The following is an 8438-nucleotide window of genomic DNA, read 5'->3' as shown; positions in this document are numbered from 1 at the left end:
CGCGCCGCCAGATCGGTGTACCCCGCGCCGGCCAACGCGTTGCCCAGCAGCGCCAGCAGCCCACCGGCCCACAGCGCACCGGCCACCAGATGGATGAGCAGGCTGTTGGTGGCCAGATCATGCGACCCGCCCGCCGCCGAATGGCCGGTGAGCGCCAGCGGCACCAGGGTCAGCAACGATCCGGCGAACAAGGCCGGGGTCCACGACCAGCGCAGCACCGCCCGGGCCGCGACGGTGACGACGAAGGCCAGCACCGCCGTCCACCGCCAGGCCGACGCGGTGTCCACCAGACCGGCCACCTGCCACATCTCGACCGGGTTGAGGTGCTCGTGCAGCGGCTTGCCGGACACGTCGGAGACGGTCAACGGCACCATGACCGCCGCGCATAACGTCCACACTCCGCAGGCACCGGCCGCGAACCGCAACGCCCGGTAGCCCGCGGCGTCGAGCACCCCGGTCTCCTGCGGCGGCACGAAGAACGCCGCGAACATCAGGCCGCCGATCGCCGCGGCGGCGGCCAGCTCGCCGGCCGCGCGGACGAACGGAAGCCCCAGCGTCGTCACCGGTCCCGGATCGGGCAGTCCGGTGGCGGTCAGAGCGTCGGCAAGGGAAAGCGCGCCGATTGCAGCCGCGACGACACCGGCCAGAACCGCCGCGGCCGCGAACACCGGCCACAGGCCGCGTCGCGCCGCGGGAGAAGTCACAGCACAAACGTTATCGGATCGGCCAGATCGGGCGGCGCCGACTTTGGCGTAGCGGACTACCGGGCCGTCGGACGCAGCGGGGCATCCGGATCGATGGGCCCCAGCTTGGCCTCCCGGGCATAGAACTGTTCCCGGGTGAGCTGGTGGATCCGTTCCATGTCGTTGACGATGTCGCGCAACTCCAGCAGAAACGCCGTACGCCGCGCGCGCAGATCGTGCGAGGGCTCCAGGAGCTTCTGATCGGCCGCGACCTGCCGGCCCGTCGCGAACAACAGTGCCGACACCGACTCGTTGCTGCTCAACAAGAGTTGCGCCGCATACTGATTGCCCACGCCCAGAGCCTGTCTGCTCAACTCTTTGTCGTCGATGTCGGCGGGAGCGTTGCAGAGCACGTCGGCCACGATCTCGTAGGCCTCGAAGAAGGGCCGCAGCATGGCGTTGGCCATCAGCGGCCGTTTCGCCCGCAGCAGGTCGTCGACGGCCTCCGGCCCGGCCGCGAGCTGAGCCTCCCACTGGTGGTTCCACTCCAGTTCCTCGGCGATGTTCTTGCGGAACGTCGCCGAATCGGCGAAGTAGAAGTCGAACTTCAGCAGCGCACGCAACCGCATCGCCTGGGCCCAGAACGCGTCCACCCGTTCGCCTTCCGGAGCACGTCCGGCATGGACGAGCGCCAGTTCGACGATCGAGGTCTCCAGGAAGGCGTGGATCAGCGAGTTGCGGTAGAACGCAGCCTCAAGTTCCTGTTCCGGACCGATTCGCCACACCGGCTCGTGTCCGCCGTCGATCCGGGTGACGGGATGCCCGTTGGACATCGCGTCCAGAGCGGCGCGCACACCCTCGGTGGAGTGCAGGCGCAGCGCGCTGTTGGTCATCGGCGTGCCCTTGCGCTCAAGGTAATCCAGCGACGCCTGCAGGGTGTGGTGCAGCTGGCGCAGGGTCAGCGCCCGGGTGCGGGTGGCCAGCAGGACCGCCGACACCAACATGCTGGCGTTGATGGGGGTGGCCCGCAGGATCCGCCAGGCCACCTCGAATGCCATCTTCTGCATGGCCAGACGCTTGGCGGCCGGGTCCGTCGCGATCGGGCCGTCCGGATCGCCGAGGTACTGGCGCATCGACACCGCCTCGGGGAAGCGGACGTAGATCTTGCCGTAGTTGCGTTCGCCCTGGGCCTTGATGAAGTTCACCAGCCACTCCGCGCCTTCGGGCACCTTCTCCCCGCCCCGGGCGTAGGCCGCGTACTCCGCGGTCTCGTGCAACTGGTCGAAGCTGATCGAGGTGGGCTGCAACAGGATGTCCTCGCTGCGGCCGTCGAGGTAGGCGTCGGCGACGTAGGACAGCAGACCCAGCTTGGGCGGCAACATCTTTCCGGTCCGGGACCGGGTTCCCTCGATCGACCAGCTGAGGTTGAAACGCTTCTGGATGATGTAGCCGACGAACTGGCGCAACACATACTTGTACAGCGGATCGTCGAGCTTGCGGCGTAGGAAGATGACACCCGACCGGCGGAACAGCGGGCCCATGAAGCCGAACGACAGATTGATGCCGGCGAAGGTGCAGGCCGGAGGTAACTTGTTCTCCTGCAACGCCACCGGCACGATCACGCCGTCGAGATAGGACCGGTGCGACCAGAGCAACACCGCGGGGTGCTCGCCCAGGTTGTGCCGCATGGTCTCGATCTGCGTGCGGTCGTAATCGATGTGAGGATCGAAGCCGCGGCTGAAGATGGCGCGCCCGAGGGTCGGAATCAGGTCGACCGAGAACCTGCTCCATCCGGTGGCGAGCTCGTTGAGCATCTCCTCGGCCTTCTCGGGGGTGGCTCCCGGGATGGTCTCCAGGCCCTTCATGAAGCGCGAGGAGGTCATCAGCTCGTCGGTGAGCAGCCGCGGCGACTTGTATTCCGGACCCAGCAGCCGCAGCTCCATGCGTTCGATCGCCAGTTCTGCCCTACGCAGAACGAAGCGGGCGAACTCCTGCTGGGTCTCCCCCACGGTGTTCTCCCGCCACTGCTGGCGCAGTTCGGACACCTTGGCCGGCTCGCCGGCGACGACGCGGGCTCGGGTGGGGTTCTTCTTCAGGATTGCGCGCTGCAGCATCTCGGGCGGCCGGTAGGTTTCCCGGCCGGAGATCAGGCCGGCCAGCTTCGCCCTGGTCGGCAGGCCACCGGGCACCCAGAACACCCGCACCGGAACCACCGTGCGGTCCTCGCCGACTCCGAGTTGGTCGACGAGCGCGCTGACCAGTTCCGCCGTCGGATCGGCGGGCGGCAGCCGCAGCACCTCCACCTTGGTGTCGGGGTGCGCGCGACGCTGTCGCTGCAACCAGTCGTTGAGCAGACCGAACTCGGCCTTGGAGGACACCGAGGCGAGCACCAGCGCGTCGTCGGTGGTGCTGAAGTCGGTCAGGTAATCGGCGGCGCTCATCGGCGTCCCCTCACTCTGGTCTCCGGATTCGTTGCGGCCGTCGCTTTCTTGGCGGGCGCCTTCTTCGCGGCCGCCTTCTTGGCGGGCGCCTTCTTGGCGGGTGCCTTCTTGGCGGTGCCGGACGACTCCCCGGCTCCCGCCGCCTCGTTCTGGCGGCTGTACAACTGCGCCTCGGGCACCGAACCGACCGGCCAGTTCTTGAGGGTGTCGATGTAGAGCTGGCGCACCTCTTCGATGCGCTCGGTGACGTTGTCCACGGTCCAGTCCGCGACGGACAGCGGGGGGTAGACGACGACGTCGACCGTCCCGGGGTGAAGGGTGGACGAATCGCGGGCGGAGATCACCTCGGCATTGCGGATCACGATCGGCACGATCGGCACCCCGGCGGCCATGGCGAGCCGGAACGGCCCCTTCTTGAAGGGACCGACCGATCGGGTGTCCAGCCGGGTGCCCTCCGGGGCGATGACGACAGAGATCCCCTTCCTGGTCAGTTCTTCTGCCTGCTTGAGCGACTCGACGGCCTTCTTCGGGTCGTCCCGGTCGATGAAGACGGTGTCGACGAGCTTGCCCAAAGTACCGACGAAGGGGTCGTTCTCCAGCTCCTTCTTACCCACACCGGTCCAGTTGTCCTTGACCATCGAGGCGACCACGACGGGGTCGAAGTTGTTGCGGTGGTTGAAGATGAACACCGCCGGCCGCTGCTTGTTGAGGTTCTCCTCGCCGATCACGTTGAGCCGAACACCGTTGAGGGTCAACAACATCTGCGGGAAGGCGCTGGTGAAGAAGTTGACACCGCGACGCCGACTGCCGGTCAGCAGTCCCCAGCCGACCGCGCCGTAGGCGGCCGGAACGATGGAACCGACACCGAGCAGAGTGCGGACCTGGCCGACCAGACCGCCGCGGCCGCGGCTGTTGAACCGCAGGATGGGCCATCCCCGCTTGCGGGCGATCTCGGCCATCTTCTCCCCCGGATTGGTGGGACGGGGGTTGCCGACCAGGTGCATCAGCGCGACGTCCTCGTCGCCGTCGGCGTAGAAATAGCTCTCGGCGAGGTCGATGCCGCGCTCGGCGGCGAACTTCTGCACCGCCTTGGCCTTGCCGGGGCCCCACAGAATCGGCTTGATGACCTTGCCGGTGAGCACCCCGTCGGCGTCGACCTCGAACCGGTTGCTGAGCATGTAGGGGATGCCGAGGAAACGAGCCACCGGCTCCACCTGGATGGTCAGCGCCGAGGTACTCAGCACCACGGTGTGTCCACGTTCGATGTGCGCGCTCACCAGTTCCCGCACCTCCGGGTAGATGCGCTTCTCGATCTTCTCGGCGAACAGCCGCTCGCCGATCTGCTGAAGGTCGGAGAGCGGACGGCCGCGCAACACGTCGGTGGCCTTGTTGATCAGCCCTTCGAATTCGAGGCGGCCGAACTGGTGGTTGAGCCCGGCGGCCACCATGCTGATCAGCTCGCCCACCCCCATGTCCCGGTTACGGAACCGCTCGCGGGTCATGATCACGGCGGTGAAACCGGCCACGATCGTGCCGTCGACGTCGAAGAAGGCACCGATGTGTGGGCCCTGCGGGCTGGCCATCACCTCGGCCACCGAGCCGGGGAGCCGCAAATCCTCGGTCATGAATACGCCACCGATCCGTTCCTATAACTCGTTTGTTCATTTGCGTCGAGGGAAAACGATGCGGGCACCACACGCGCCTCACGGTCCCCGGCCAGTGCGAGCACCTCGTCGAACCCTTCCTGCAGGCACCTCGCCCACAGTTCCGGGCGGGCGATCGCCGCGCGGTCGTAACGCGTTGTAATGGTGGCGTATCCGCCGCGCGACACCAGCGCCACCATCATGGCGACGCCGGGCAGCGGCCCGATTCCGAACTGCCGCAACACTTTCGAACCGGCGATGAAGGTGTCCCCCGGGTAGACGGGAACATTGCTGGCCTGCACGTCGGAGACGATCATCGAACCGCTCACCGATTGCAGCACCACGTCGGGCAGCAGGCTCAGGACCGGCGCGACGGCGCTGATCATGTCGATGGCGGCCTCTTCACGCCGGGAGATCATCTGCTTGCGAATCTTGCGGATGCGGGCCGCCGGGTCGGCGACCCCGATCGGGGCGGCCAGGTTGACCCCGGCGAAGCGGTTGCCGCCCGCCGGATCGGCCTCGGCGCGCAGGTTCACCGGGACCGCCATCGGCAGCGAGTTGATCGGCACACCCAGTGCCACGTGATAGCGCCGCAACGCACCGCACAGCCCGGCCAGATAGGCGTCGTTGATCGACCCTTCGGCGGCGCGGGCGGCCCGGTGCAGATCACCCAGCTTCATCTCGATGGCCTCGGTGCGGGTGGAAAGGCTGCGGCGCCGAAGCAAGGGCGACGGCTCGGCCGCCCGGCGGGTCATCCGTCGGCCGGATCGGGCGTACTCGACGGCACCGAACAGCGCCGAACCGGGTCGACGGGCCACCTTGCCCGCCAGATCCAGCCCACCTGTGACGGCACCGACGACGCCGCCGATCACGAGACCCGGTAGGTGACCGAGGCCTTCGCGCATGAGGTCGTTTCCGGTGATGTCCTCCGGAACGGGCAGCTGCGCCATCTGACGGGGCGGGGCGTCGCGCTGCAGGTCGTAGATTTCGGCGAACATCGTGGTGAATCCGACACCGTCGGTGACGGCGTGACTCAGGTGCAGCAGGGTGGCCGCCCGGCCGTCCTTGAGTCCCTCGACCAGGGTTGCCGTCCACAGCGGCCGGGAGATGTCCAACGGGGACTGCAGGACCACCTCGGCCAGGTCGAGCACGTCGCGCAGCGTTCCCGGCTCGGGCACCCGAACCCGGCGAACGTGGAAGTCGAGGTTGAAATCGGGGTCGACGACCCACCGGGCCGGCGCCGTGGGCAGCGTCGGCATGACGACCTTCTGCCGCAGCCGCAGCACCTTGCGGGAGGCGTTCTCGAACAGGTCGCGGAAGCGATCCCAGTCCGGCGTGCTGTCCAGGATCTCCAGGGCCATGATGCCCGACCTGGTGCGGGGATTGGCCTCGCCGCGATGCATGAGCAAATCGAACGCACTCAGGTCTTGTGGAACTGAGGGCTCTTGTGGAACTGAGTGCTCTTGTGGAACTGAGGGCTCTTGTGGAACTGAGGGCTCTTCGGGATTCTCGCCGGACGGCAGCCCGGACGTGTCCACGGGGCCGCTCATCGCCACCTCCTCACCGCCTGTCGCCGTCCTGCGCCCACAGCGCTCGACTGCCACACCACGCTAGTCCGACCCGCCTGGCAGCGGGGTCGTTTGCCGACACCGTGACACAGCAGTAACCGCAGGTCGTCCGTCTTGCACCTGCGCGGGCGGACGGGTCAGCCGACGGAGCGGTCGGCCACCCTCCGGCGGACCGTGCGTGCTGCCCGGTCGCGGCCGTAGACGACGCCGAGGAACGTCGCGATCGCTTCGGCGGTGAGCTGGCAGCGCAGGGTGGCCAGGGTGTCGAAGGCATGGTGGGCGTTGGGCATCTCGGCGTAGGCGACGGTGCCTGCGCCCGCTCGGCGCAGCGCGGTGGTGAAACCGCGCGCCTGCCCCGCCGGAACCACGACGTCGTTCTCACCGTGCAGGACGAAAAACGGCGGCGCGTCGCGGTGTGCGCGCAGCGTGGGCGAGGCAGCCTCGAAGACCTCGCGCTGCTCGGCCAGCCGGCGCTGGATGACGAGGCGCTCCAGCAGCGGCATCGTGAGCTTGTGCATCGCCCCGTGGTCGGTGAGGTCATAGACGCCGTAGAGCGGAGCGGCGGCCTGCACGCTGGTGTCGGCGTGCTCGAAACCGGGCTGCAGGCTCGCGTCGCCGGCGGTCAGCGCGGCCAGTGAGCTCAGGTGGCCACCGGCCGAGCCGCCGGTGATCGCGATGAAGTCGGGGTCACCGCCGAAGTCGGCGATGTTGGCGCGCACCCAGGCGATGGCCCGTTTGACGTCGACGATGTGCGCCGGCCAGGCGTTACGCGGGCTGCGGCTGTAATTGATCGAGACGCAGATCCAGCCCAGTTCGACCATCCGCGTCATCAGCGGGTAAGCCTGGCCTCGCTTGTCGTTGATCGACCAGGCCCCGCCCGGCACCTGGATGAGGACGGGCGCGGGACGCCCCGCTGGCAGGTCCGGGCGCCGCGAGACGTCGAGCAGATTGCTTCGGCCGCCGGGGCCGTAGGAGATATCCGTGGTGGTCGCGGCGTAGCGCTTGCGGTGCCACAGGGCCTGCGCCAGTCCGGCGACGTGCGGTCGCCGCGCGGTGTAGGACTCCAGCGGGTGGTGCACCTCGGACAGATAGCCCTCGCCGAACGCCTGCCCCAGCGCCGACTCCAACACAGTGTCGGCACGCCGCCCTGCCAGACCGCGGGCCGCGCGCTCCAACGGCAGCGGAAGCGCCGACAGCGCATGTCCGGTGACGACGTGCGGCGCGAACTCGCTGGCCAGCCACCCCAACGCCCATCCGGCCGCGGCCGGTGACCCCCGCAGCACCAGTGACCCGGCGTGCACGGCCCGGGTACAGCTGGCCGGGACCAGCGTGGTCGCTCTGTTCATCGGCTGTCGACTCCCTCGGCATGCCGCGCGGCGTTGCGCGGTGCGCCCGTCACGGTAGCGAATCCCGCACGCCGACAAACACATTTACGACGCCTAATCGCGACGAAACGGGATTTTCCCAGATCAAGCCCGATAAACCGGTTCGCCGACACGGCGCGGATACACTGACTCCCACTGCCTCCGTAGCTCAGGTGGATAGAGCAAGGGCCTTCTAATCCCTAGGTCGCACGTTCGAGTCGTGCCGGGGGCGCCGGTAAAAAACCAGTTCATGCTGGTTTTTTCCGCTCGGCGTAACGCCCAGCGCGGTGGTGCCGTTCCATCAGAAAACCGCCCGAATAGCCGGATATTGCTTTCAGGTTGGGTAATCTTTGGCTGGATTGGGGAGGGAAACGGCGGGTGAACCTCGACGACGGGGCGGTGTTTGAGGCCGCCTTCGAGTACGCCTACAACGCGATGATCATCACCGATGCCGACTTCGGCGGCGGCGGCCCCCAAATTCAGCGTTGCAACCCGGCCTTCTGCGCCATGACCGGCTACTCGAAGGAGGAGTTGATCGGTCAGTCCCCACGCATCCTGCAGGGGCCCGAGACCGATCGAAAGGTCATTGATCAGCTCAGTCGCAAGATTTGGGCCGGGGAGTTCTTCGAGGGCAGCACCATTAACTACCGCAAGGACGGTGCGCCATACATCGTTCGGTGGAACATCTCACCGGTGCGCGATTCCGGCGGTGCGATAGTGGCCTACATCTCGATCCAGC

General features: G+C 67.6%; 5 protein-coding genes, 1 tRNA gene and 1 pseudogene. 2 read left to right on the top strand and 5 right to left on the bottom strand.

The features are described 5' to 3' along the window. The 5 genes and pseudogenes from ADBZ6I_RS13875 to ADBZ6I_RS13855 all read right to left on the bottom strand — a co-directional run. A pseudogene (locus ADBZ6I_RS13875) lies at positions 1-704 on the bottom strand (copper resistance protein CopD); the annotation flags it as partial. Positions 705-760: 56 nt separating this feature from the next. Continuing rightward, positions 761-3124 (bottom strand): glycerol-3-phosphate 1-O-acyltransferase, encoded by a 2364-nt coding sequence (locus tag ADBZ6I_RS13870; protein WP_526384791.1) that lies wholly within the window; start codon positions 3122-3124, stop codon positions 761-763. Beyond that, on the bottom strand, positions 3121-4749 hold the full coding sequence (locus ADBZ6I_RS13865) for an HAD-IB family hydrolase (protein ID WP_526384789.1): 1629 nt from the start codon (positions 4747-4749) through the stop codon (positions 3121-3123). Before ADBZ6I_RS13865 ends, ADBZ6I_RS13870 begins: the two co-directional genes overlap by 4 nt. Beyond that, positions 4746-6170 (bottom strand): wax ester/triacylglycerol synthase family O-acyltransferase, encoded by a 1425-nt coding sequence (locus tag ADBZ6I_RS13860; RefSeq protein WP_526384787.1) that lies wholly within the window; start codon positions 6168-6170, stop codon positions 4746-4748. Before ADBZ6I_RS13860 ends, ADBZ6I_RS13865 begins: the two co-directional genes overlap by 4 nt. Before the next feature lie 302 nt (positions 6171-6472). Next, the gene (locus ADBZ6I_RS13855; RefSeq protein ID WP_526384785.1) at positions 6473-7681 is read right to left on the bottom strand and encodes an alpha/beta hydrolase; all 1209 of its coding nucleotides are present in this window, start codon (positions 7679-7681) and stop codon (positions 6473-6475) included. 176 nt (positions 7682-7857) lie between these two features. Between ADBZ6I_RS13855 and ADBZ6I_RS13850 the strand changes: the two genes are divergently transcribed. Further along, positions 7858-7931, top strand: a tRNA-Arg gene (locus tag ADBZ6I_RS13850). Between the two features lie 146 nt (positions 7932-8077). Continuing rightward, positions 8078-8438 (top strand): PAS domain-containing protein (locus tag ADBZ6I_RS13845; RefSeq protein WP_526384783.1); only part of this gene is annotated, 361 nt, incomplete at its 3' end.

Source organism: Mycobacterium sp. (assembly GCF_044342925.1).
Lineage (GTDB): Bacteria > Actinomycetota > Actinomycetes > Mycobacteriales > Mycobacteriaceae > Mycobacterium.
This window is presented reverse-complemented; position numbering and strand designations above follow the sequence as displayed.